This window comes from Nonomuraea sp. NPDC004702, assembly GCF_053601695.1.
This window is the reverse complement of record NZ_JBSGCE010000020.1, coordinates 142,983-164,775: the sequence shown is the minus strand read 5'-3', so window position 1 is coordinate 164,775 and position 21,793 is coordinate 142,983. Positions and strand designations below refer to the sequence as shown.

The 21,793-nt window shown below is 71.5% G+C and carries 20 protein-coding genes, 1 tRNA gene and 1 pseudogene; 11 read left to right on the top strand and 11 right to left on the bottom strand.

The annotated features are described in order from the left end of the window. Nucleotides 1-336: 336 nt before the first annotated feature. The 3 genes from ACWEJ6_RS25350 to ACWEJ6_RS25340 all read right to left on the bottom strand — a co-directional run bounded on the left by ACWEJ6_RS25350 (nucleotide 337) and on the right by ACWEJ6_RS25340 (nucleotide 2,918). Nucleotides 337-567, bottom strand: coding sequence for a hypothetical protein (locus tag ACWEJ6_RS25350; protein WP_358290834.1), 231 nt, complete (start codon nucleotides 565-567; stop codon nucleotides 337-339). A 531-nt stretch (nucleotides 568-1,098) separates the two neighbouring features. Then, nucleotides 1,099-1,725 (bottom strand): response regulator, encoded by a 627-nt coding sequence (locus ACWEJ6_RS25345; protein WP_452426595.1) that lies wholly within the window; start codon nucleotides 1,723-1,725, stop codon nucleotides 1,099-1,101. Further along, nucleotides 1,722-2,918 carry a sensor histidine kinase gene (locus ACWEJ6_RS25340; RefSeq protein ID WP_452426593.1) on the bottom strand — a complete coding sequence of 399 codons (1,197 nt, stop codon included), beginning with the start codon at nucleotides 2,916-2,918 and terminating at the stop codon, nucleotides 1,722-1,724. The genes ACWEJ6_RS25345 and ACWEJ6_RS25340 overlap by 4 nt, the downstream gene beginning before the upstream one ends. 461 nt (nucleotides 2,919-3,379) lie before the next feature. Between ACWEJ6_RS25340 and ACWEJ6_RS25335 the strand changes: the two genes are divergently transcribed. After that, entirely contained in the window at nucleotides 3,380-3,925 is a 546-nt protein-coding gene (locus tag ACWEJ6_RS25335; RefSeq protein WP_358290847.1) for a hypothetical protein, read from the top strand. 57 nt (nucleotides 3,926-3,982) lie between these two features. Further along, nucleotides 3,983-4,055 (top strand) — tRNA-Arg (locus ACWEJ6_RS25330). A 103-nt stretch (nucleotides 4,056-4,158) separates the two neighbouring features. On the opposite strand, the gene ACWEJ6_RS25325 is transcribed toward ACWEJ6_RS25330, so the two are convergent. Continuing rightward, entirely contained in the window at nucleotides 4,159-4,671 is a 513-nt protein-coding gene (locus ACWEJ6_RS25325; RefSeq protein ID WP_452426591.1) for a tyrosine-type recombinase/integrase, read from the bottom strand. A gap of 13 nt (nucleotides 4,672-4,684) precedes the next feature. Here ACWEJ6_RS25325 and ACWEJ6_RS25320 point away from each other — a divergent pair, with 13 nt between their 5' ends. Continuing rightward, on the top strand, nucleotides 4,685-4,834 hold the full coding sequence (locus ACWEJ6_RS25320) for a hypothetical protein (protein WP_452426589.1): 150 nt from the start codon (nucleotides 4,685-4,687) through the stop codon (nucleotides 4,832-4,834). Nucleotides 4,835-5,070: 236 nt separating this feature from the next. Here the strand turns inward: ACWEJ6_RS25320 and ACWEJ6_RS25315 are convergent, their stop codons facing one another. Beyond that, nucleotides 5,071-5,883, bottom strand: a complete 813-nt coding sequence (locus ACWEJ6_RS25315; protein ID WP_452426587.1) for a TetR/AcrR family transcriptional regulator — start codon at nucleotides 5,881-5,883, stop codon at nucleotides 5,071-5,073. Between the two features lie 70 nt (nucleotides 5,884-5,953). Between ACWEJ6_RS25315 and ACWEJ6_RS25310 the strand changes: the two genes are divergently transcribed. From ACWEJ6_RS25310 to ACWEJ6_RS25295, 4 genes are all read left to right on the top strand, one after another. Continuing rightward, a complete protein-coding gene (locus ACWEJ6_RS25310) occupies nucleotides 5,954-6,664 on the top strand; it encodes a hypothetical protein (RefSeq protein WP_452426585.1) in 711 nt (236 codons plus the stop codon). A 262-nt stretch (nucleotides 6,665-6,926) separates the two neighbouring features. Further along, the gene (locus ACWEJ6_RS25305) at nucleotides 6,927-7,499 is read left to right on the top strand and encodes an RNA polymerase sigma factor (protein WP_387672142.1); all 573 of its coding nucleotides are present in this window, start codon (nucleotides 6,927-6,929) and stop codon (nucleotides 7,497-7,499) included. After that, the gene (locus ACWEJ6_RS25300) at nucleotides 7,496-8,542 is read left to right on the top strand and encodes a CU044_5270 family protein (RefSeq protein ID WP_452426583.1); all 1,047 of its coding nucleotides are present in this window, start codon (nucleotides 7,496-7,498) and stop codon (nucleotides 8,540-8,542) included. Before ACWEJ6_RS25305 ends, ACWEJ6_RS25300 begins: the two co-directional genes overlap by 4 nt. Nucleotides 8,543-8,640: 98 nt before the next feature. Further along, nucleotides 8,641-9,261: a DedA family protein gene (locus tag ACWEJ6_RS25295; protein ID WP_452426581.1), complete on the top strand. Its 621-nt coding sequence runs from the start codon at nucleotides 8,641-8,643 to the stop codon at nucleotides 9,259-9,261. A 16-nt stretch (nucleotides 9,262-9,277) separates the two neighbouring features. Here the strand turns inward: ACWEJ6_RS25295 and ACWEJ6_RS25290 are convergent, their stop codons facing one another. Further along, a complete protein-coding gene (locus ACWEJ6_RS25290) occupies nucleotides 9,278-10,870 on the bottom strand; it encodes an FAD-dependent monooxygenase (protein ID WP_452426579.1) in 1,593 nt (530 codons plus the stop codon). A gap of 95 nt (nucleotides 10,871-10,965) precedes the next feature. Here ACWEJ6_RS25290 and ACWEJ6_RS25285 point away from each other — a divergent pair. Next, nucleotides 10,966-12,432 (top strand): annotated as a pseudogene (locus tag ACWEJ6_RS25285) (BTAD domain-containing putative transcriptional regulator); the annotation flags it as partial. Nucleotides 12,433-14,112: 1,680 nt separating this feature from the next. Here the strand turns inward: ACWEJ6_RS25285 and ACWEJ6_RS25280 are convergent. Together ACWEJ6_RS25280 and ACWEJ6_RS25275 are read right to left on the bottom strand one after the other, a co-directional pair. Then, nucleotides 14,113-14,949 (bottom strand): ABC transporter permease, encoded by an 837-nt coding sequence (locus tag ACWEJ6_RS25280; protein WP_358290929.1) that lies wholly within the window; start codon nucleotides 14,947-14,949, stop codon nucleotides 14,113-14,115. Then, complete coding sequence (locus ACWEJ6_RS25275; protein ID WP_452426577.1) at nucleotides 14,946-15,971, bottom strand: ATP-binding cassette domain-containing protein; 1,026 nt, start codon at nucleotides 15,969-15,971, stop codon at nucleotides 14,946-14,948. The genes ACWEJ6_RS25280 and ACWEJ6_RS25275 overlap by 4 nt, the downstream gene beginning before the upstream one ends. Nucleotides 15,972-16,045: 74 nt before the next feature. Between ACWEJ6_RS25275 and ACWEJ6_RS25270 the strand changes: the two genes are divergently transcribed. Further along, entirely contained in the window at nucleotides 16,046-16,624 is a 579-nt protein-coding gene (locus ACWEJ6_RS25270) for a shikimate kinase (protein ID WP_452426575.1), read from the top strand. Between the two features lie 54 nt (nucleotides 16,625-16,678). Here the strand turns inward: ACWEJ6_RS25270 and ACWEJ6_RS25265 are convergent, their stop codons facing one another. Then, nucleotides 16,679-17,869: a serine hydrolase domain-containing protein gene (locus ACWEJ6_RS25265; protein WP_452426573.1), complete on the bottom strand. Its 1,191-nt coding sequence runs from the start codon at nucleotides 17,867-17,869 to the stop codon at nucleotides 16,679-16,681. A gap of 238 nt (nucleotides 17,870-18,107) precedes the next feature. Between ACWEJ6_RS25265 and ACWEJ6_RS25260 the strand changes: the two genes are divergently transcribed. Both ACWEJ6_RS25260 and ACWEJ6_RS25255 read left to right on the top strand, forming a co-directional pair. Next, entirely contained in the window at nucleotides 18,108-18,815 is a 708-nt protein-coding gene (locus tag ACWEJ6_RS25260; protein WP_387672213.1) for a PAS domain S-box protein, read from the top strand. Then, nucleotides 18,799-19,257, top strand: a complete 459-nt coding sequence (locus tag ACWEJ6_RS25255) for a hypothetical protein (RefSeq protein ID WP_387672111.1) — start codon at nucleotides 18,799-18,801, stop codon at nucleotides 19,255-19,257. Before ACWEJ6_RS25260 ends, ACWEJ6_RS25255 begins: the two co-directional genes overlap by 17 nt. On the opposite strand, the gene ACWEJ6_RS25250 is transcribed toward ACWEJ6_RS25255, so the two are convergent. Both ACWEJ6_RS25250 and ACWEJ6_RS25245 read right to left on the bottom strand, forming a co-directional pair. Beyond that, a complete protein-coding gene (locus tag ACWEJ6_RS25250) occupies nucleotides 19,254-20,249 on the bottom strand; it encodes an LLM class flavin-dependent oxidoreductase (RefSeq protein WP_452426571.1) in 996 nt (331 codons plus the stop codon). The genes ACWEJ6_RS25255 and ACWEJ6_RS25250 overlap by 4 nt on opposite strands. Before the next feature lie 142 nt (nucleotides 20,250-20,391). Beyond that, nucleotides 20,392-21,738 carry a glycoside hydrolase family 6 protein gene (locus tag ACWEJ6_RS25245; RefSeq protein WP_387672105.1) on the bottom strand — a complete coding sequence of 449 codons (1,347 nt, stop codon included), beginning with the start codon at nucleotides 21,736-21,738 and terminating at the stop codon, nucleotides 20,392-20,394. Nucleotides 21,739-21,793: the final 55 nt, after the last annotated feature.

Sequence of the window (21,793 nt, the reverse complement as noted above, 5' to 3'; positions counted from 1 at the left end):
GCCTGTGGCGGTGGCGGGGCCGTCGGCCTCGCCTGTGGCGGTGGCGGGGCCGTCGGCCTCGCCTGTGGCGGTGGCGGGGCCGTCGGCCTCGCCTGTGGCGGTGGCGGTGGCGGCGGCAACGGTCCTGGCTGTGACGACGGCGGTGGCAACGGCCCTGCCTGTGATGGCGGCGGGGGCATCGGCCCTGCCTCTGGCGGTGGCTGTGACGACGGCGGGGGCGACGATGGTGGTGGCCAGTTCTGGTGCGGCCCCGGCGAGCCCTGTGGCGGTGGTGTCGTCATCCCGCTACCTCTGGCCGGCAGGGGATGCTGCGTGCCGAACGATCAATGCCTTCACCTATGCGTACAGGCCGGGGTTCAGCCCCGTGCAATATCCGGCCGAGACGATCGACGCCAACGACCATCCGATCATCAACCCGAGCCCCAGGCCGAACGACCATGGCTTGCGCAGGACGACCAGCACGATGCCCAAGCCGAGCCCCAGAAGCAAGAGGAACCCCGCCGCGACGCCGATCCCCGCCGAGGACTGCGTGCTCAACGCGAGCAGCCCGACCACCAGGTTGATCATCAGGTAGGCGAAACTCCCGGCCAGCGCCAACGCAACGGTCAGCCCAGGCTGCCGCCGCGGCTCCGACGGCCCGCCCGGCGGCCCAGTTGGCGGCCCGGTTGGCGGCCCGAACGGCGGCTGCCCGGTTGGCGGTCCGGTTGGCGGCCCGAACGGCGGCTGCCCGGGAGGGGGCCCAGGTGGACGCTGCCCGGACGAAGGCTGCCCAGAAGCCCCGGACGGAGACTGCTCGAACGGCGGCTGCCCGTACGGCGACTGTCCGTACGGCGACTGTCCCAACGGCGGCTGCCCAGACGGCCCGGACGGACGCTGCCCGGACGGATGCTGCCCGGAGGGTGGCTGCCCAGCTGGAGGCTGGCCACCCGGCGGCCCGGGCGGACGCTGCCCGAGTGGAGGCCCCTCGGGGGATGGCTCCCCAGGTGGAGGCTGGCTGCCGGGCGGCCCGGGCGGACGCTGCCCGAACGAAGGCCCCTCGGGGGGCGGCTCCCCGGCTGGAGGGAGCGGCGGCGTGGTCACGGCGTTCACCCTACGGGGCTAAAGCGACTCTGAGTAGTAAATCGCCGCCTGCACGCGGCTCTTCAGGCCCAGTTTGTTAAGCAGCCGGCTGACGTGCGTCTTCGTGGTGGCCTCGGCCATGTCGAGTTCCTTGGCGATCTCGGCGTTGGACAGGCCGCGACCGATGCAGGCCAGCACCTCACGCTCGCGCGGGGTCAGGGCCTCCGGCTCGGGTGGCTCGCGGCGGGGCGGCTGGTCCGCGAAGGCGGCGATCAACCGTCTGGTGACGCCCGGCGCGATCATCCCCTCGCCGCCCGCCACCAGCCTCACCGCTTCCACCAGGGCATCGGCCTCGGTGTTCTTGAGCAGGAAACCGGCCGCCCCCGCCCGGAGAGCGCCGAAGACGTACTCGTCGACGTCGAACGTCGTGAGGATCAGGACGTCACTCACCCCCGCCAGCTCCCTGGTGGCGGAGATGCCGTCGAGACGAGGCATGCGGATGTCCATGAGGACGACGTCAGGGCGCAGCTCATGAGCCAACCGAACCGCCTGCTCACCATCGGCGGCCTCACCCACGACCTCGACGTCGTCGGCGCCGTCCAGAATCATCACAATCCCGGCCCGTACGGCCGCATGATCGTCAGCCACCAACACCCTGATACTCATGCCACGTCCGTTCCGCCATCACCATTCCTGGCACACTCGCCGCTCCTGGGACGGGCGTCGAGCGGCTGTGTGTCCGGGGTGAGCGACGTCGGAAAGGCCGCCGCGATGCGCCACCCATCCCCCGACCGCCCCGCCTCGAAGAACCCTCCGACCAGCGAAGCCCGTTCGCGCATGCCGATCAGCCCCGCCCCCGAACCCGGCAGCCGAGCCCCCCGCCGCCCGACCCGGTTCTCGACCGTCAGGAGAACCTCCCGAGGTTCGTAGGTCAGCGAGACGACGACCGGCGCCTCACCATGCTTGAGCGCGTTCGTCAGCCCTTCCTGAAGGATGCGATAACCGGCCAGATCCACCGAAGCCGGCACCTCACGCACCTCCCCGTCGATCCGCAACTCGACCTCCATCCCAGCCCGCCGCGTACGCTCGACCAGGCTCTCCGCGTCGGCCAGCCGCGGCCGGGTGGCCTCAAGCTCCGGCCCGTCCCCCTCACGCCCGCCGTTGGCCTCCCGCAGCAGTCCGATCATGTCCCGCATCTCGGCCATGCCCTTGACGCTGTTCTCCCGTACGGACTCCATGACCTTCCGCACCGTCTCCCGATCCAGGTCCTTGCGGGACAGAGCAGCCGTCGACTGGATGGCGATGGCACTGAAATGGTTCGCGATCATGTCATGCAACTCACGAGCCATCCGCGTACGTTCGGCAGCGATCGCGGCCTGCCGGTCGAGCTCGGCGAGATGCGCGACCTGCTCGGCCCGCGCGCGTTCCGCGGCCGCCCGGTCGCGCTGCTCCCGCAGCACCCAGGCCGTGGTGACCGGCGTGACCAGCACCAGCCCCGCCTGGATCCCCATGACGGCCAGCAACCGCCAGTCCGCCGCGATGAACGCCGCCACGGCGCCGGCCACCACGGCCAGCACCGTCGTGATCCCGAGCAACCACCGAGCGAGCCGCGCCGGCCCATAGAGCGCCGCGGCGTAAAGATTGTCAGTGAACACCAGCACGGTCGCCAGCGACGGCCCCACCAGCCCGTCGATCGTGATGGCCACCACCCCCAGCGCCAGCGACCACAACGGCGCCCGCTGCCGCAGCAACACGGCCGAACAGGTGATCGCCAACGGCACCAGCAACACCCACACCGGCACGCCGCGGCGCAGGTATCCACCGGCCAGAATCAGCAGCGCCCCCAGAACGAAGGCCACCCCGGCCGCCACCCCAGGCGGCACCCTGCCCTTCTCCTGACCGCCGCCCCCGGAGGCCCCTCGCGCCTCGAACCGCCTCAACCACCGTGAACCCGGCCGCACCCCGGCACCCCACGGCAGCGGCACCGACCGCCACCACTGTGAAACCGACCGCCTCGAGGCCGGCGGCCGGTCAGCGACCCTACGCACCCGGACCACCCGGCCTACTCCGGCCCCGCCCACACCCTGAACAACCGAAGGCGGCCCCCAGCGACGCCCCGGACAGTGTCGCCCGACCCGCCACCGCCCGCGCCCCGGCGCCACAGCCCCTCACCGCCGCTCGTGTCATGTCCTCATCTCACCACTCCCGAACGCCGCCGCCGTCCTCCGAGGGTCAGCCTGTGGATACACCTTTCGATGTATCCACAGGCTCGTTTTCGCCGACGATGTGCCGGGCCGCGAATCACAACAAGCTGGTACATGTGATTGTCGCCATCCTCATCGGCTGCGAAATCGGCTTCTGGCTCCTCCTGGGCCTCGGCCTGGCCTGCCGCTACCTCTGGAAGCGCCGACGGCTGAGCACGGCCCTCCTGCTCTGCGTCCCGCTCCTCGACGTGGTCCTCCTGGCCGCGGCGGTCATCGACATGCGCGGCGGCGCCACGGCGGACCTGCGCCACGGCCTGGCCGCGGCCTACCTGGCCTACTCCATCGTCTTCGGCCACCGGACGATGCGCTGGGCCGACGCCCGCTTCCACCACCGCTTCGCCGGCGGCCCCCCGCCCTGGAAGCCTCCAGCAGGCGGACCCGCCCGGACACGCTACGAGTGGGCGTTCTGGCTGAAACTGCTCCTGGCGTACGGAATCTCGTGCCTCATCCTCTTCGGCCTCATCTGGCTCGTGAACGACCCCTCCCGCACAAAAGCCCTGGTGGACTTCATGCTCAACCTCCTCAAGGTCCCCCTGATCGCCCTGATCTGGCCGGTGAGCCACACCCTCTGGCCCAAGAAGGAGGAGCCGGCTCGCCAGTGATCGCGGTATTCGGTTCGATGCACTGCACAGAACCCGCTATGCTTGCTTACGCAGCGAGCGGCCGTAGCTCAATGGATAGAGCATCTGACTACGGATCAGAAGGTTGGGGTTTCGAGTACCTCCGGCCGCACACATGCGAAAGGCCCGCAACCAGGGGTTCCTGGGAGCGGGCCTTTCTGTTTGTCAGGACAATCTCCGGAGCTTGCTAGCACCTCTGCTAACACGGGTCCTTCTCACTCACCGATCGCCTCGGCGAATATGTCGGCGGCTGATGCTTCGGCCGTGCGGATCACGTGGGCGTAGACCCTGAGCGTGATCGACGGGTCGGCGTGGCCGAGGCGGGCCGCGACCACATGGACGGGGGCGCCGGCCAGGAGCAGGATCGTGGCGTGGATATGGCGTAGGTCGTGAAGCCGTGCATGGGGCAACGGCGTGCCGGTGTTCGTTTGGTTGTGCCGCTTAATCAAGATCGGGAAAAGCGAGCTGAGCGTGTCGGGGTGAACGGGCTCACCCCATCCCGTGGTGAACACGTAGTCGCCAACGCCTCGCCACTCGGGGCCGAGCTGGAGCTTGTCCGCGGCTTGCTGGGAGCGTTGTGCGCGCAAGACCTGGACCGTCCGCGCGTCGAGGCTGACGACGCGCTTACGACCGCTCTTGGTGGTGCCCTCGACGCGCTTGCCGTTGATCCGGGTGGCGCTTGTCGGCGGATATGAAGGACAGCGGCACCGGGTGGTCACCGGGAGCATCCAGGGAGAAGGCTTGTCGGTGGATCGTCCCACCCGGCTGGTGATGCCCGACGGACGGCCGGTTCCCAGGACGGCGGTCGTGCTGGGACGGGGCAGTGAGCTGCACGTCGTCGTGGGGCCTACTTGGTTGAAGGCGGGGTTCGAGGACCTGGCGGCGGCGTGAGTGATCGAACGGCACGTGCGGAGTCTGTGCCAGTCGAGTGGCCATGGTTTGCGGCCTATGGCGAGAACGTGGCCGAGGATCGATCGCGGTGGGACGACATTGCCGTCGCCGAGACCTGACGCTGTTCGTACGTGATGGCGCCGCGGGAGGCGTTGGACCAGGCGTAGGAACGCACGCCTGATAATTCATGCACGCCTGCCGACGGGAACATCCGGGGGCTGGCTGCTGCGGCGTTCCTACTGCTGGACGTATGCCTCGATGCCGTCGAGGATTCTGGCGAGGCCGAATTCGAAGCCGTCGAGCGGAGGTTCGTCGGCGAGGAACATCGGGTCCTGGATCGCGTCCGCGACGGCGTTCAGATTGCGGGAGCGGAGCTGGCCGTCGAGGAACACGCGGACCGCGCGTACCGCCCGCTGCTGGTCGGGGTTCGCGCGGCGCAACGCGGCCGGCGTCGGAGTGTTGCGCCGCAGGTTGGCGCCGTACCGGGCGTGGCTGTCGAGGAGGTACGCGCAGTTCAGCATCAGCTGCGCCTCCATGCCGGTCGATCCGAGCGCGGTGATCAGGGCGTCCAGCCAGGCCGCGTTGTGCGGGGTCAGGGAGACGGTGGTCGGCACGTCCAGCAGCCACGGACGGGAGAGGAAACGCTCGAACAGCCGGCGTGACCACAGCGCGGCCGCCTCTCGCCAGTCGCCGTCGGGCAATTCGGGCGGGTCGCCCCAGGCGCGATCGGCCAGGAGCACGATGAGCTCTTCCTTGGAGCTGACGTAGCGATACAGCGCGTTGGCGGTCACGCCGATCCGGGCGGCCACCTTGGGCAGGGAGGCGGCGGCGATGCCCTCCTCGTCGGCCAGTTCGGTCGCGACCGCGATGATCTTCTCGACGCTGTGCGCCGGCTTGGGGCCGCGCCGCCCGCCGGTGTCGACGACGCCCCAGGCCGCGGCCAAGCCAGGCGGCAGCGCATCGAGGTCTGCGTCGTCGGCGGGCCCGAGATCCGGCGCGGGCTCGCGGTCTCGCGTGAGGTCGCGTCCGGAGCTCTTGCGTGGGGTCATGGCCGGCATCCTCTCGAAGATCTAAGGGAAATAGTAGACGGCTTACACAGTTGTTGCTACTGTGCATGCCATGAACACTTCATTACTTACACAGATTCAGCTTCCGCCCACGGCTCGCCGCTGGATCGGCGTGGCCGCGATCCTCGGCGCCGTCTTCGCGATGGCCGAGCTCCCCCTCTACTTCGTCGTGCCCGCGTGTGACCCTCCGGCCTGCGGTGTCGAGACCGGCGCCCTCATGCCGGACTGGCTGATCCTCACCCGCACGCTCTTCAACTTCTGCGCGCTGACGCTGTTCCTGGTGTTCATGAGCGGCGTCAGGTCCCTCATCACGCGGGCCGACGCCCGCTACGAATGGTTCGGGGCGGTCGCCGGCACCGCCGGCGTGGCGTGGACGATCATCGACATGGTCGCCAAGGGGATCGAGGGCAGCAACGCCATCAAGGCCGTCGAGGAGATCGACCCGACCCGCACCGTGCCCACCTACCTGCTCTACGGCTCGATGAGCCACCTGATGCTGGTCGTCTTCGGTGTCGCCTTCGGGTACGCGGTGCTGCGCACCGGCGCCCTTTCCCGGTGGGTCGGCTGGTCGGCGTTCGGCATCGCCGCACTGCATCTGGCCGGGGTGCCGTCGATGTTCTTCGGCTTCAACTCGTCGGAGTTCTACGCCTCGAACGGCTGGGGCGCGGTCGCGATGTTCAACGGCATCGCCGCCATCTGGGTGGCGGCCGTCGGCGTCGCGGCGCTGAGGAAGAGAGTCATCCCGACGCCACGGTTCGCCTGACGGCGGCGACGCACAGGCACGTACGCGTGGCGAGTTCGACGGGCCGGATCCCGCTCAAGCGAGTCGAATTCCGCTCAAGCAGGTCGAATTCCGCTCAAGCAAGCTGAAGCAGGTTGGATTCCGCTCAAGCAGGCTGAAGCGGGTCGGATTCCGTTGAACTCCCACGCGCCGAACTCCCACGAGGAGCGATGGAACCGAAAGGCCGGTGCGGGTGAGTCTGTGGTGAAGGGTGCGAACGCGCCCTGTGGAAGGACTTCCCCCCATGAGAGGACTCACCCCGGTGGCGGCCATCACGGACGCCGCCCTCATCGAGGAGTCGCTGGCCGACCCCGATCGGTTCGCGGGCCTCTTCGACCGGTACGCGGATGAGATCCACCGATATGCCACCAGACGCCTCGGCCAGGAGAACTCCGCCGCGGCCGACGACGTGACGGCCGAGACGTTCCTCGCGGCGTTCCGAAAACGGTCCCGCTACGACCTGTCCAGACCGGACGCCGCCCCCTGGTTGTACGGCATCGCCGCCAACCTGATCGCCAAACACCGCCGTACCGAGGTGCGCAGGCTGCGGGCCCTGGCCAGGATGCCGGGTCACGACGACAACCCCTTCGAGCAGCGCAGCATCGACCGGATCGACGCCCAGCGGCTCGGTCCCCGCCTGGCCGACGCGCTGGCCAGGCTCTCTTCGGCGGAACGCGAGCTGCTCTTCCTGGTCACCTGGGCCGAACTGTCCTACGAGCAGGCGGCTCAGGCGTTCGACATCCCGGTGGGCACCGTCCGTTCCCGTCTGTCCCGGATCCGGGCCAAGATTCGCAACGTCCTGGAGGACCCCCGATGAACGAGTTCGACCTGATCAACGAGGTCCGGCCGGAAGTGGCGCCCTACGACCCCGGCACCAAGGCCATGGCCAGGGATCGGCTGCTCAGGGCGGGGCGGTCCCGGTGGGCCTGGCGCAGGCCGTACACCTTCGCCCTCGCCGGAGGGCTGGCGGTGGCCGTCGGCGTGGTCGCGGTGCAGGTCCCGTCCCCCTCGAACCCGCCTCACGAGATGAAGCTGCTGTCGGCCGCCGAAGTGCTCAACCGCGCGGCGAGGGCCGCGGTCGACGAGATCGAGCCGCGCGACGACCAGTACATCGTGGTGAAGACCCTGCAGACGATGGACTACTCCCTGATGCCCTACGAGAAGTCCAAGGACCACTACTACCGGCGCTACAAGAACACCATCTGGCAGCGAGCGGGCGAGCGGCGGCCAGGGCAGTACGCCGACGGCGTGCGCAAGCAGACGCCCATCGAGCCCCTGGCCTATGCCGGCGAACCGATCCCGAAGTCCGCCTACAAGGACATGGGAACCAAGATCCAGCCCATCGTCTACTGCAAGGACTTCAAGAGCGACTACCCGACGATCAAGAACCTGCCGACCGACCCGGCCGGCATGCGCACCCACCTCGACGCCATGTGGAAGCCCAAGGCGGAGAAGCTGACGCCGTTCCTCGCCTTCCTCGCCGCACGTGAGCTGCTGTGGCAGACGTACCTGCCGGCCGCGCAGCGCAGCGCGTTGTACCAGGCCCTGAGCACGTTCCCCGGCATCACCATCGACGAGGAGGTGCAGGACGCGGCGGGCCGCGAGGGCGTCGGCGTGGGCTTCACGAGCCCGGACGGGCTGCGCTGGGAGCTGATCTTCGACAGGGACACCTACGCGCTGCTCGGCGACCGTCAGGTGGTGGTCGACACCAAGACGGCCAAGGCGGCCAAGGCTGCCAAGCCGCCGGCCGGAACCCTGGTGGCCGCCACGGCGCAACTCGACATCTCGGTGGCCGACTCGGCGCCCGACGTCGACATCGAGGAGAGGTTCAAGACCGGACAGTGGTGCACCGGCAGCTAGTCCCGACGAGGGCGGCGGGTGGGGTGTGGTTTCCCGCACCCCTGAACGGCCACCTGCCTCATGGTGGCCACCCCTTGGTCGTTCCTAGTCTCTGACGCATGACGGAATGGCTGATCGACCTGATGGAGCTGCTGGGCGCGCCGGGAGCGGGGATCGCGATCGCGCTGGAGAACCTGTTCCCGCCCCTGCCCAGCGAGGTGATCCTGCCGCTGGCCGGCTTCACCGCCTCCCAGGGGGCGATGAACCTTGCCGCCGTGCTGCTGTGGACCACGGCCGGCTCGGTGATCGGGGCGCTGGCGCTGTACTGGGTGGGCGCGGTGCTCGGCCGTGAGCGCACGCTGGCCCTGGCCGCCCGGCTTCCGCTGCTGAAGGTCTCCGACATCGCGCGGACGGAGGCGTGGTTCCACAAGCACGGGCGCAAGACGGTGTTCTTCGGGCGGATGATCCCGATCTTCCGCAGCCTGATCTCCGTTCCCGCCGGGGTGGAACGTATGCCGCTGGGCGTCTTCACGCTCCTGACCACGGCCGGGAGCCTGCTCTGGAACACCGTGTTCGTGCTGGCCGGCTGGGCGCTCGGCGAGAACTGGTCGCTGGTGGAGTCCTACGTCGGCATGGGCACCAACGCGGTCATCGCCGTGGTGATGCTGGCCGTGCTGGTCTTCGTGGGCGTCCGGCTGGGCGAGCGGCGCAAGGGACGGCATGCGGCACAGGCCGGATGACGGCGCGGGCCGGTCGTCACGGAGGCGCTGCGCGACGGACGGCTCGGGCGTCCTGCCCGGTCAACGCGGCGAGGGCGTCGAGGAGGGTGGAGGCGGCCGGAGGGCCGGACCAGCGGGCGGCGACGTGCCCGTCGGGACGGACGAGCAGCGCTCCCTGCGCGGTGATCCCGCAGAACGCCGCATGTTCCACGGGCAGGGACTCGACCCGCACCGGCCACGGCGTCGTCGGCCCGGCCCAGGCGACGGGGTCCGGGGTGAGCACGGTGAACCATTCGCCGAACGTGTCCAGGGTCGAGCGGTCGCGGGCGAGCCAGAGGTGCGGCATCCGGCGACCTGGTTCCGCGCTGGGCGCGTAGTCGGCGCCCGGCGGCTCCGGCGCGGGCCCCTCACCCGCGAGCACGGCGCCGGAGCGGTACGTGCCGCCGAGCACCAGGCCGAGCTGCGCGAAGTACCGCTCCGACCAGGGCAGCTCGACGTGGTCCGGCGCCGCCCGGCCGGGCTGGAGCTGGGCGCGGCGCCGGTTCTGCACGTCGAGCATGAGCTCGGTGTTGGCCACCGCCTGGCGCAGTGTCCGGCAGGCGACCGGCCGCCGCTCCTCCTCGTACGTCTCCAGCAGGCCGGGAGCGGCCCACCCCCGCAGGACGCCCGCCAGTTTCCAGCACAGGTTGTGCACGTCGGCGATGCCGGTGTTCATGCCCAGCCCGCCGACGATGGGCATCGCGTGCGCGGCGTCGCCGGCCAGCAGGATCCGGCCATGGCGGAAACGCTCGGCGACGAACGCGTCGGTCTCCCAGTGCTGGATCCGTACGACGTCGGCGGGCACGCCGCCGAGGGCGCGCGCGAGGAGGGCGGGCCAGTCGGCGTGCGGGCCGTCGTCCGGGGTGGGGACGAACCAGGCCCAGCCTCCTTCCGGATACAGCGGCGCGAACAGGCCGTGCGCGGTGAAGTAGACCCCGGCGGGCCGGTCGGCGCACCAGCGGCGCAGGTCGGCGTCGAACACGACGGTGGTGAAGCCCCCCATGCTCCCGGGCCCGGTGACGCCGATGCCCAGCAGGCGCCGCACGGTGGAGTTCGCGCCGTCGGCGGCGAGGACGTGACGGACGCGGAGCCGGGTGCGCTCGCCGCGCCGGGGTCCGCCGAGCAGGACGGCCACGACGCCGTCCGCCTCCTCGGCAAGCTCCGCGAGCTCGACGCCGAAGCAGGCCGGCGACCCCGCCCCGGCGAGCAGGACGGGTTCCAGGCGGTCCTGCGAGGTGACCACGCCGGTCACGGGGCTCTCGGGCACCGGCGCGTCGATGCCGGTCATCGCCGCCGTGGCGAAGTCGCGGCCGCACAGCGTGTCGCGGAAGCGGATGCGGCCGTACTCGGGGGCGAACGCGTGGGCGGTGATCCCGGCGGCGAGCCCGAGCCCGCGGTAGATCTCCATCGACCGCACGTTGACCAGCCTGGCCCGCGGGAAGGGCGACGGCTCGCGGTGCCGTTCGACCAGCAGGGTCCGCACGCCCCAGCGGTCCAGCAGCGCCCGTGCGGTGAGCCCGACCGGCCCGCCGCCGACGATCAGCACCTCCACCTCGCCGTCCGCCATGGGGACGCTCCGCAGCCGATCCACGCCTCATCGTAAGCAGGGCCTGCCCGGCCGGGTCGTCGCGGCGGGGCGGGCGCGGGAGGCGGCGCGGGCCGGTGAATCGTCCGTAAGCTGAGGATGTGTCTCCCGCACTGGTCCTCCTCGACGGCGTCCGCTGGCACGGCGCGCGCGTCGTGGGCGACCGCGCGCACACCCTGCTGGCCGTGCTCGCCCTGCACGGGCGCGCGGGCGTCGGCGACGAGCGACTGGTCGAGGAGCTGTGGCCCGACGGCGCGCCGGCCAACCCGACCAAGGCGCTGCAGGTGGTCGTCTCCCGGACCAGGGCCGCGACCGGCCCCGACGTCGTCGTGCGCGTCCCGCGCGGTTACCGGCTCGGGCTGTCCGCGGACCAGGTCGACGTCCTGCTGCTGGGGACGCTGGTGGAGCAGGCGCGGGCCGCGCTGGGCCAGGACGACGCGGCGCTCGCGCGCCGCCGTGCCGAGGAGGCCCTGGACCTGGTCGTGGCCGGCGGCCCCGACGGCGCCACGGGCGCGCTGGCCGACCTGCGCGCCGTCGCGGCGCGGCAGGCGGCCGAGGCCCGGCGGGTGGCGGCGATCGCGGCCGCCCGCGGCGGCGCGCACGAGGCCGCGCTGCCGCTGCTGGAGGAGGCCGCGGCCGACCGGCCGCAGGACGAGGAGCTACTGGCCTGCCTGCTGCGCAGCGAGGCCGCCGTCCGCGGCGCCGCCGCCGCGCTGGAGCGCTACGAACGCCACCGCTCGGGCCTGATCGCCCGGCTCGGCACCGAACCCGGCCCCGAGCTGGCCCGCGTGTACGCCGAACTCCTCGCCGCGGACCGGCCGGTGCGCGTCGGCCTCCAGTTCGACGGCTCCTCGCTGCTCGGCCGCGAGGACGACATCCGCGCCGTCCACGCCCTGTTGCAGACCAACCGGGTGGTCTCCGTCGTCGGCCCCGGCGGCCTGGGCAAGACGCGGCTGGCCCATGTGGCGGGCCGGAACGCCGCGCAGCCCGTCGTGCACTTCATCGAGCTGGTCGGCGTCTCCTCGCCGGAGGGCGTGGTGGGCGAGGTGGGGTCGGCGCTCGGGGTCCGCGACTCGGTCAGCGGGCGCCGGATCCTGACCGCCGGGCAGCGCGCCGACGTGCGCGCCCGCATCGCCCAGCATCTCGACCAGGCTCCGGCGCTGCTCGTCCTGGACAACTGCGAGCACGTGATCGAGGCCGTCGCCGACCTGGTGGCGTTCCTGACCGTGACGACCCGCGACCTGCGGGTGCTGACCACCTCGCGCGCCCCGCTGTCGATCCCCGCCGAACGCGTCTACCTGCTCGGCGAGCTGCTCGCCGAGGACGCGGCGGAGCTGTTCCGGCAGCGCGCCACGGCCGCCCGCCCCGGGGTGCGGATCGGCGAGGAAGCGGTCGCCGAGGTCGTCGCCCGCCTCGACGGGCTGCCGCTCGCGATCGAGCTGGCCGCGGCCAAGGTACGGGTGATGTCGGTCGAGGAGATCGCGCGGCGGCTGGCGGACCGGTTCGCCCTGCTGCGCGGCGGCAACCGGACGGCCCCCGACCGCCACCAGACGCTGCTCGCGGTGATCGACTGGTCGTGGAACCTGCTGGACGAGCCCGAACGGCGGGCCTGGCGCTGGTTGTCGCTGTTCGGCGACGGGTTCACGCTGACCGCCGCCGAGCACGTGCTCGGCCCGGACGCCCTGGCCGTCGTGGACGCGCTCACCGAGCAGTCGATCCTCGGCGTCCGCGAGACGGCGTACGGACTGCGCTACCGGATGCTGGAGACCGTCAGGGAGTTCGGGCGGCTGCGGCTGAAGGAGGCCGGCGAGGAGGCGGCGGCACGCGCGGCGCAGCGGAAGTGGGCCACGGCGTACGCCCTCGCCCACGCCTACGCCATGTTCGGCCCGGGGCAGTACGAGTCGGTCGACGCGCTGCACGCGGAGGAGGGCAACCTCGCCGACCTGCTCCGGCAGGCACTCGGCGAGCCCGACCCGGCCGCGACGGTCCAGTTGCTGGCCGGCGTGGGCTCGCTGTGGTCGATCCGCGGCGACCACACCCGGATCTTCGTCCACCGGGAGGCGATCGGCCAGGCGCTCAAGGGCTGGACGCCGCCACCGCCGCTCGTCGAGGTGACCAGGACCGCCCTGCTGATCACGCTGATGAACACCATCGCCGTCACCGACCGCGCCCACGATCCCCTGCGCCTGCTCCTTGAGGAGCTGCCGGAGACCGGCGAGACCGATCCCCGCCTGGGGGCCATGACCATGGTGGCGCTCGCGTGGGACCGGGACGACGCCCACCGCCAGCTCCTGGAGCTGCGCCGGAGCCCCGACCGCGACGTGGCGCTGGCCGCGGCGCAGGCGAGCATCCACGTCCTGGAGAACGTCGGGGAGGTGCACCAGGCGATCGGCGCCGCCGAGCAGACCCTGTCGCTGCTCCGCGAAAGTGAGGGCCCGTGGATCGGCGCGGTCGCGCACGCCGTGCTGGCCCAGCTGTACATGCAGCTCGGCGACCGCGGGCGGGCGGTCGGCCACGCGCGGACCGCGCTGCCGGTCCTGCGCCGGCTCGGCGCCGTCAACGACGAGGCCCAGCTCCGCTCCGTCCTGCTGATCTCGGCGCTGGCCGACGGCGATCTCGACGCCGCCGAGGCCGAGCTGGCCGGCATCAACGGGATCAGCGAGGGCGACACCGTGCTCGGCGGCGCGGCGATCGACTCGCTGTGCGCGGCCGAGATCGCCCTCGCCCGCGGGGAGACGTCCGCGGCGCTGGTGCACTACCGCAGGGCGGTCGAGCGGGCGCGCGACCTGCGTCCGCCGGGGGTGCCGTACGAGGGGGCCACGTCGTGGTCGGTCGTCGCGGAGTCGATCGCGCTGACGGCGTACGCCCACCACGCCGGGCCGCGGGAGGTCCGGTACGGCGCGGAGCTGTTCGCCGCCGCGCGGGGCTACGACCTGCTGATCGTGACGAACCCGGTCCTCGACTTCCCGGTGTGCGGCTCGATGTTGTTCGCGCTCGGGACGTGGGGGCTGCTGCGGCAGGCCGTGGCGGCGCGCGACGCGATCAGGCTGCTGGTGCTGGCCGAACGGTTCTCGTACAACAGCACGATGCCGAGCATGCACTTCGCGCTGATCGAGCCGCACGCGGAACGGGCCGCGCCGGGCACGCTCGCGGCCGTCCGGGCCGAGTACGGCCACCGGCGCGGCCCTGACCTGCTCGACGAGGCCCGGCGGCACGTCGATCAGGTCTTCGGCCATGACCGGCGGCGCTCACATGTGCCGCTTGTAGCTGCGCACCGACAGGGGCGCGAAGATCGCCATGACGACCGCGCACGCCAGCAGGGTCCAGGCCACCTCGCCGCTGACGAGGGCGTTGTTGGCGAGGTCCCGGGTGGCCGTGACCAGGTGTGAGACCGGATTGACCCGGACGAACGCGGCCAGCCACCCCGGCAGGGTCTCCACGGGGACGAACGCGTTGGACAGGAACGTCAGCGGGAACAGGATCATCATCGAGATGCCCTGCACGGCCTGGGCGCTGCGGGCGATCGTGCCGACCCAGGTGAAGATCCACGCCAGCGACCAGCCCGTGAAGATCGCCAGCAGGATCGCGGCCAGCACGCCGCCCACCCCGCCGCCCGGCCGGTAGCCCATCACCATGCCCATGCCGAAGGTCAGCGTGGCCGCGATCGTGTAACGCAGCAGGTCGGCCACCATCGGGCCGGCGAGCGGCGCGATCCGGGCGATCGGCAACGACTTGAACCGGTCGAAGACGCCCTTCTCCATGTCCTCGCGCAGCTGCGTGCCCGTCGCCATGCACGTCGTCAGCACCGTCTGGGCGAGGATGCCGGGGATCATCAGCGGGAGGTAGCTCTGCACGTCGCCGGCGATGGCGCCGCCGAAGATGAAGGCGAACATCGCGGTGAACAGCAGGGGTTGCAGCGCCACGTCGAAGAACTGCTCCGGATTGCGACGCATCTTCTTCAGCGCCCGCCAGGCCATCGACAGGGTCTGGCTGACGGTCTCCGCCAGGGTCACGCGCCGCCGCGCGGCCTCCACGCGGTCGGCGGCCCTTACCGTCTCGCGGGTGGGGGCGATCATGGTGCTCATCGGTTCTCCTCCGTGCCGGTCGCGGCGTCGTCGTCCGTCCCGTGGCCGGTCAGGACGAGGAACACCTCGTCCAGGCTGGGCTTGGCCACGCTCACCGACGAGATCGACACCCCGGCGGTGCGCAGGGCGATCAGCACCTCGGCGGCCAGGTCGGCCTGGTCGAGCGCGACGTTGAGGCGGCCCTGCTCCGGGCTGAGCACCGGGTCGGAGCCGAGCACGCGCCGCACGACCTCCACGGCGGCGGGCACCTCGTCCGGCTCGGCGAGCAGCAGCTGCAGGGTCGAGTTGCCGACCGCGCTCTTCAGCTGGTCGGGCGTGCCCTCGGCGACCTTGCGGCCGTGGTCGATGACGGCGATGCGGTCGGCGAGCTGGTCGGCCTCGTCCAGGTACTGGGTGGTCAGCAGCACGGTGCAGCCGTCGGAGACCAGGTCGCGGATGGCGTCCCACATCTGGCCGCGGGTGCGGGGGTCGAGGCCGGTGGTGGGCTCGTCCAGGAAGATCAGCGGCGGTCTGGTGATCAGGCTGACCGCCAGGTCCAGGCGCCTGCGCATGCCGCCGGAGAACTGCGAGATCGGCTTGTCGGCCGCGTCCTCCAGGCCGAACTGGCCCAGCAGCTCGGTGGCGATGCGCCGGGCGCGCGGCTTGGCGATGCCCTGGAGGCGGCTGAACAGCCAGAGGTTCTCGCGGGCGGTCAGGTTCTCGTCGACCGAGGCGTACTGGCCCGTGACGCCGACGAGCTGGCGGGTCACGTGCGGGTTGGCGGCCACGTCCACCCCGAAGATCTCGGCGCGGCCGGCGTCGATCTTCAGGAGGGTGGCCAGCATGCGGAGGGTGGTGGTCTTGCCCGCGCCGTTGGGGCCGAGGACGCCGAAGATCTCGCCGGTGCGTACGTCCAGGTCGATCCCGTCCACGGCCCGGTGTGCGCCGAACGTCTTCACCAGCCCTTCGGCGCGTACGGCCGCCTCGGTGGCCGCTCTGGGGGGCGGGCCGACCCCGGTGTGCCCGAGTTCTGTGATGCTCATGGCTCCAGTGTCGGGGACGCCGGTTTCATGGCGCCCTCGACAAGGTTTCACCGGTTGCCGAGGAGAATGTACGGATGCGTGAATCGCCGTGGATGATCCTCATCGGTCCCGCCGCGGCGGGCAAGAGCACCCTGGGCGAGGGCATGGCCGCGGCGACGGGCCGGCGCTTCGTCGACATCGACGCGATCGGCGCCGACTACTACGCCGAGGTGGGCTGGGACATGGACCGGCTACGCTCCCGGATCCGGGCCGTCGGCCGGGTCGCGGCCGAACGGGAGTGGGAGCCGGCCCGCGCCCATGCCGTGGAACGCGCGGTGGCCGACCACCCGGACGCGATCATCGCCCTCGGGGCCGGCCACAGCCACTACACGCGGCCGGAGCTGTTCCGGCGCGTCCGGGCCGCCCTCGCCGCCGTCGAGCACGTGGTGCTGGTGCTGCCCTGTCCGGACGAGGAACGATCCGTCCGGGTCCTGCGGCGGCGCAGCCTGGCCACGAAGCAGACCGACTGGATCAGCGCCGACGGCCACGACTTCCTCGCGGAATGGGTGCGCGACCCGGGCAACCGCACCCTGGCCACGACCGTCCTGCACACCGACGCGGACACCCCCGACCAGACCCTCACCCGCCTCCTGACCGCGTGCGGGACCGGCTAGCGCTCGGAGCCGAATCGGTAGACGGTCGAGTTCCTGGCCCGGAACCCGAGGCGGTCAGGCGCCCAGGACGGCGTTTCTCTCCTGGCGGATGATGGCCTGGATGTCGAGGTCGTAGTTGCACAGGATGACCCCGACCCAGTCGCTGTCGAGGTAGATCGACCAGTTCGTGTTGCCGCCCGCGATGCCGCCCCCGTGGCTGACGTGCCGCTGGTCGCCCGTGATCCCGGCGACCGGCCCGTACGCCTGGAACGCCTCCGCCGCGGGCGCGGGGCCGGGGCCGGCGAGGGGCGGGCCGGAGACCTTGGGGCTCAGGTAGAGCTGGGTGTAGGCGTGGTTCAGCAGCTTGTCGCGTTGCAGCGCGAGCGCGAAGCGCACCAGGTCGGGGGCCGTGGAGAAGCCGCTGCCGCCGCCGGAGCCGATGAAGGCGCGGGCGGCGTTGGTGCCCGGCCCGCCGTTCAGCACGGCCCCCGCCTCCAGGTGGCGGACGCCGTCCACCCGCGAGCCGTCCGACTGGTAGATGTACGGATGGGCGATGCGTGCGTCGTTGAGCCAGTCCGTCCGGGTGTAGTAGGCGGAGCGGGTCATCCCGGCGGGGACGAAGATGTTGCGCCGCACGTACTCGTGGAAGGGCAGCCCGGAGAGCGTGGCGACGAGCTCGCCGAGGATCTCGTAGCCGGAGCTGCTGTAGGTCTTGTCGGTGCCGGGGGTGTAGACGGGCTTGAGCAGGCGGGTCCGCGTCCTGATGAACCGGGTCTGCTCCTCGACGCTGTGGGTGACCACCTTGACGTCGTCCGGGTCCTGGACAGTGAAGTCCGGCAGCCCGGAGCTGTGGGTGAGCAGCTGGTGCACGGTGACGTGCCTGGCGACCTCGTCGGGGAAGCCGTCCAGGTACGTGCCCAGCTTCTCGTAGAACCTGAGCCTGCCCTGCTGGGCGAGCTGCACGACCGCCAGCCCGGTGAACGGCTTGGACGCCGACGCCAGGCAGTACACGGTGTCGGTCCGATTGCGGATCGACCGTTCCTTGTCCGCCATCCCGTACGAACGGGCCAGCACCGGACGCCCGCGACGGGCCAGCAGCGCCGTCCCGGAGAACTTGTCCTGCTCGGCCAGCGAACGGAGATGACGGTCATAGGCGGCCACCCCGCCCTCGGCAGGCGTCAGCCCGCCACCGGCCGCCAGGGGCACCGCCCCGAGCAGGCCCAACGTCGTCCGCCGCGACGGCCTCGCGGATCCGGCTCCACTCATGCGCACCTCTTCTCGGACAGGTCCAGGAAAGGCATGCAACCGGTCACGGCGTTTCCCCGGTGTTTCCCGTACGGCCGCCACGCCGGGCGAACCAGCACGGTAATCTCATCGGACGATAACTAAATGCATTAATCTGACGACTGTGAGTAATGGACACGTTGTCGGTACGCCGCCGCTTCGCCGTACCCTCACCCGCGTCCTCCGCCGCGTCGGGAGGCGGGGCGCCTCCTTGACGTTCGTGGGCCTGCTGAGCCTGGCCATCGCGGCCTCGCTGGCGTTCGTGCCGGGCAACCAGCGCGGCACGCCCGGCTACGCCTCGCTGGCCGTCGTCGCGCCGTTGCCCGCCTGGGCGGCGGTCTGGTGCGCGCTCGGTATGCTCTGCCTGGCGCAGGCGTTCATGCGGTCCGACCGGGTGGCCTTCGCCGCCGCGACCGCGCTGCTCCTCACGTACGGGCTGATCTATCTGATCTCGACCTTCACCGGCGACAACCCGCGGGGCTGGGTCGGCGGGGCGGTCTGGCTGGCCTTCGGCGGCTGGATCGCGCTGATCGCCACCTGGCCCGAGGCGGTCGTGCTGGGCCGCCTGCCGGGCGGCCGCGCGGCGTCCTCGACGGCCGTCATCGTGGCCGACGCCTCGGGCACGATCCAGTCGTGGAACCCGCAGGCCGAGGCCCTGTTCGGCTGGGACACCGACGAGGCGGTCGGCAGGTCGCTGACGATCCTGATGCCGCCGCGCTTCCGCGACCCGCACACCGACGGGCTCGCCCGGGTGCTCTCCGACGGCCACTCCGACCTGGCCGGCCGGATCATCCCGCTGGTCGGCCTCCACCGCGACGGCAGCGAGTTCCCGATCGCGCTGACGGTCAACGCCTGGCACAGCGACGACGGCGTCACCTACACAGGGGTGATCCGTCCATTGGGGGGCCGCCATGTCCGCTCTGAGTGACATCCTGGTCCAGCTCGGCGTCGGCATCGTGCCGCTCGGCGTGGCCTACCTCGCCTTCCGCTCGGCGACGGACGCCAGCAAGAAGTCCCAGCAGAGCGCGCTGCTCCAGGTCGAGCACCAGGCCGAGGTCGAACGCTCGAAGGTCGACGCCGAGGCCTTCATCCGCGCCAAGACGATCTACGAGGACGCCCTGGCGCAGATGGAGAAGCAGATGACCCGGATGCAGGGCCAGGCCAGCCAGCTCGGCGCGGAGCTGGTCAACGAGCAGAGCAGCTCGGTGGCGATGCGCGACCAGATCCGCCGCTTGCAGGCCCAGATCCGGGCACTGGAACGCACGGTTCTCGCGTTGCGCTCCCAGCTCGTGGACGCGGGGTTGTCACCGGCGCCGCCGTCCGACCTGACCGGGCCGCATCTGCTGCGGCCGCAGCACTCGGCCGACTAGGAGGCGTCGCGGGCCAGGCCGTGGGCGGCGGCCAGCAGCTCGATCGAGCGCAGCCACGCCTTCCTGTCGGGCGCCGAGGAGACCACGATCAGCTCGTCGGCCTGCGCGTGCGCGGCGAAGCGGGTGAGATAGTCCTCCACCTCGCCGGGCGTGCCAACGGCCGAGTACTGCATCATCCGCAGGATCTGCTGCCCGGCCGGCGATTCGAGCACCATGTCGGCCTCCTCCGGCGTGAACGTGCGCCCGCGCCCGAGGAACCGGCTCACCCGGTACCGCTTGGCCGTCAGCAGCTGCTCCTGCGCCTCCTCGCGGGTGTCGGCGGCGATCACGTTCACCCCGGCGATCACGTACGGCTCGGCGAGCTGCTCGGACGGCTTGAACTCGCGCCGGTAGAGCGCCACGGCCTCCTCCAGCGCGTCGGGCGCGAAGTGCGAGGCGAACGCGTACGGCAGCCCGAGCGCGGCGGCGAGCTGGGCGCCGAACAACGACGAGCCGAGGATGTACAGCGGCACGTTCGTGCCCTTGCCCGGCGTGGCGTCCACACCGGGGATGCGGGACTCGCCGGTCAGGAATCCCTGGAGTTCGAGGACGTCCTGGGGGAAGGTGTCGGCGGCGCCCGGGGTGCGCCTCAGGGCGCGCATGGTGGGCTGGTCGCTGCCGGGGGCGCGGCCGAGGCCGAGGTCGATGCGTCCGGGGTGGAGGGTCTCCAGGGTGCCGAACTGCTCGGCGATGGTCAGCGGGGAGTGGTTGGGCAGCATGATGCCGCCCGCTCCGAGGCGGATCGTCCTGGTGTGAGCGGCTACATGGGCGATGAGCACGCTGGTGGCCGAGGAGGCGATGCTCGGCATGTTGTGGTGCTCGGCGTACCAGATGCGGTGGTATCCCAGTTCTTCGGCCCGCTGGGCCAGACCCACGCTCGCGGCCAGACTCTCGCTCGCCGTCTCTCCGTCGCCGATGTGCGCCAGATCAAGGATGGAGAGTGGAACAGTCATGGGGAACGAGCCCTTTCGCCTGGACGGTGGCCATCGGGCAGTGCAACCGTAATGGCTCTCCGCTTATTTCCCGGGCTGGTTTCCGGGCTGCTTCCCGGGCTTGTTCCCCGGGCGCCCCCGTGCGGGGGGCGCCCGGGAGGCGTCAGGACGCGGTGCAGGTGAGGGCGGGCGGGGTGCTGGTCGCGGCGTCGCCGTTGGCGAGGAAGCCGAACGTGGTCGTCGCGCCGCCGGCCAGGGCGCCGTTCCAGCTCAGGTTCGTCACGGTGGCGTTGCCGGACAGGGTGCCGTTCCAGAGCTGGCTGATCGTCTGGCCGCCGGGGAACGTCCACTGGACCTTCCAGCCGGTGGTCGGCGCCGAGCCGGTGTTCTTCACGGTGACCTCGCCCTGGAAGCCGCCCTGCCACTGGCTGGTCACCTTGTAGGCGGCCGAGCAGCCGGCCGGGCCGGTGGTGGGGGTGACGGTGGGCGTGACCGTCGGGGTCACGGTCGGGGTCACCGTGGGCGTCACGGTCGGGCTCGCGGTGGGCGAGGGCGCGGCCATGGCCAGGTCGTACGCCCGCTGCGGCACGAACTGCCCGGCCCCCGCGATGCAGCCGTCGGCCTCGCCCGGCGGCTTGACCCACAGGTAGGCGTCGATCGCCGCGTCACCCGTGTTCGTGGTGCTCCAGATGCCCGTGGCCCGGCCGGCGGGGTCGCACCACTCGCTGCCCGCCGGGCCGTTGCCGTTGCGGCTGGTGTCGATGACCGCCTTCAGCCTGGACACGCCGGTCGCCGCGATGACGCTCTTGGCGTACGACACCAGTCCCGGCGTCGCGCGGTAGTTGGAGGTGTTGAGCGCGATGCCGTCGGCGCTGCCCCCGACGTCGGCGCCGTTGAGCCTGGACGCGGCCTCCGACGGCGACAGCCAGGCGTCATGGCCGATGTCGAAGTACACCTTGACCTGCGACGACGTCGCCTTGAACTTCTTGCCCGCGTACGCCATGGACGCCTTCACCTCGGCCTGCTGCGCGGCGTTCATGCAGTTCGTCATGATGGCCAGCGCGTCCGGTTCGAGGACGACGGTCGCCGCCCGCCCGCCCAGACCGGCCGCGATCTGGTCGATCCACGCCCGGTAGGACGCGTGGTCGGGCGCCCCGCCCGCGCTCGCGCCGCCGCAGTCGCGGTTGGGCATGTCGTACACGACGACGATCGGGATCTTGCCCGCCGCGGCGGCGGCCCCCACGTAGGAGTCCACCTGGCCGCGCACGGTCGCGGGGTTGTAGCTGGCGAACCACCGGCCCTGGGGGACGGCGGCGATCCGGTCCCTGATCACCGGCGTACGGCTGTCGCCCGGGTTGGCGGCGACCCATTTGGCGGCGTTCGTCTGGGGATCGAGGTAGAAAGCGGAGTCGGCGGCCTGGGCGGTGGACGAGGCGAGGACGACCGCCCCCGCCGCGGCCACGGCGGTGGCGGCGACGAGCGCCGCGAGCACGGGCCTTCTGCGAGACATGAGGTTACTCCGTCCGTAGAGTGGGAGTGGGAGCGCTCCCACGGCTCTCTCCGGA